Source organism: Acinetobacter lactucae (assembly GCF_013344765.1).
GTDB classification, from domain to species: domain Bacteria; phylum Pseudomonadota; class Gammaproteobacteria; order Pseudomonadales; family Moraxellaceae; genus Acinetobacter; species Acinetobacter lactucae_A.
The window spans coordinates 1-1,785 of sequence record NZ_JABVBF010000299.1; the positions used below are offsets into that span (position 1 = coordinate 1).

At 31.9% G+C, this 1,785-nt stretch carries 2 protein-coding genes; both read right to left on the minus strand.

Going from position 1 to position 1,785, the window contains the following annotated elements; all coding sequences use genetic code 11:
- Positions 1-1,535: thiamine pyrophosphate-binding protein (locus HUN22_RS16835; RefSeq protein WP_174731788.1), on the minus strand; the 1,535-nt coding region annotated here is incomplete at its 3' end.
- Positions 1,532-1,785, minus strand: a 254-nt coding sequence (locus tag HUN22_RS16840) for an SDR family oxidoreductase (protein WP_174731791.1), incomplete at its 5' end; no start/stop codon positions are given. The genes HUN22_RS16840 and HUN22_RS16835, both read right to left, overlap by 4 nt.

The window sequence follows — 1,785 nt, forward strand, 5'->3', positions numbered from 1 at the left end:
ATATTATGGAAGCCTAAGTATACTTCATATTCTGTTCCATATTTAAGTTGATCCTGCCTAATAAGACCGAGATAAGTATTATTAACAATAAAGTGAATATATCCTAATTTATATTGTGCAGCTACAGCTAATTCTTCAATCATGAATTGAAAATCATAATCACCAGAAATACCTACTACTAAAATATCATTTTTATTTGCAAGTTTAGCACCAATTGCTGCGGGTAAAGTCCACCCTAATGGACCAGCTTGCCCACAATTAATCCATGCTTTAGGATTATTTACAGATAAGCTTTTAGATGCAGCAATCTGTGTATGACCAATTGAAGTAACATACAAAACTTTTTTTGGCATATATGTTTCAATATAATCAAATAATATATCTAAAGTAATATTTTTATCTAACAATTCAAGAGATTTTATTGATATTGCTCGTTTTTCTTCACTTTCTTTTTTTAAATTTTGGCACTCTTTAAGCCAACTTTCCCATGAAAGTAAACTAGTATTCCCACTTTCCTTTCTTTTCTTATCGATAAATTTAATTAATTCACTTAAAAAATATTTAACATCACTTACGATACCTAGCTCAGGTGCAATTACTCTTCCTATCTGAGTTGGCTCAATATCAACATGGATAAATTTCTTTTTTTCTATGTAACTAGAAATATTCCCCGTATGTCTATTAGCCCATCTGTTTCCTAAACCAATAATTAAATCAGCTTCGTTAAATTTAGTATTTGCACACCCAGAGTATATTTGAGTACCAATCATACCAATTATATTCTTATGATTATCAGGTAGGCATCCTTTCCCCATTAAAGTTGGTGAAACAGGAATATTAGTTTGTATTGCTAGTTTATTCAAATTGTCAAATGAATTAGAAGAAACTACCCCTCCGCCCGCAACTATAATAGGTTTTTTTGCCTCTTCTAATAATTTAAAAATTTTATCTAATTGCTTTTTTGAAACTTTAGGATAATGAATTTCTAGAGGTTCATAAGAATCTATGTCATAGAAAATTTTTGTATTCTGTATATCAATAGGTATATCAATTAAAACAGGTCCAGGCCTACCACTTCTCATTAACCAAAATGCTTTTTGAAAATAACTAGGAGCTAAATCGGCACACTCAATTTGAATTGAAAATTTAGTAACGGGCTTAGCAATTGAAACTATATCAACGGACTGAAATGCTTCTTTATACTGATCAGAGCTATTGACTTGACCAGTTATACACAAAATGGGAACTGAATCAGCATAAGCTGAATAAAGTCCAGTAATCATATCTGTAGCACCTGGGCCCGAAGTACCAAGACATAAACCAATACTAGATTTTGATGCTCTACTATAGCCTTCTGCCATGTGCGAAGCACCTTCAACATGTCTAGCAAGAATATGCTTAATTTTGCCATCTTTTGACATAGCATCATATAAAGGATTAATAGCTCCACCTGGTACACCGAAAGCTACACGAATATTCTCTTTCCAAAGTATATCAACTATATAATCAACAACTCTTTTGCTTGCTTTAGTCATATTGTTAAATTCGCTCCACCATCAATTAATATACTTTGCCCAGTCATAAATCCAGAATATTGACTACATAAAAAAGCACATAAATAACTACACTCTTCTACTTTCCCTAATCGCTTAGCCGGAATTTTATTCAAAGCTATTTTAGACAAGTCTGTAAAACTAATTGATTGAGATTTTGCTCTCTCAGTCCATACAGAATTAATACCTGGAGTATCAAACGGACCCATTAAGATACTATTTGCAGTAATAT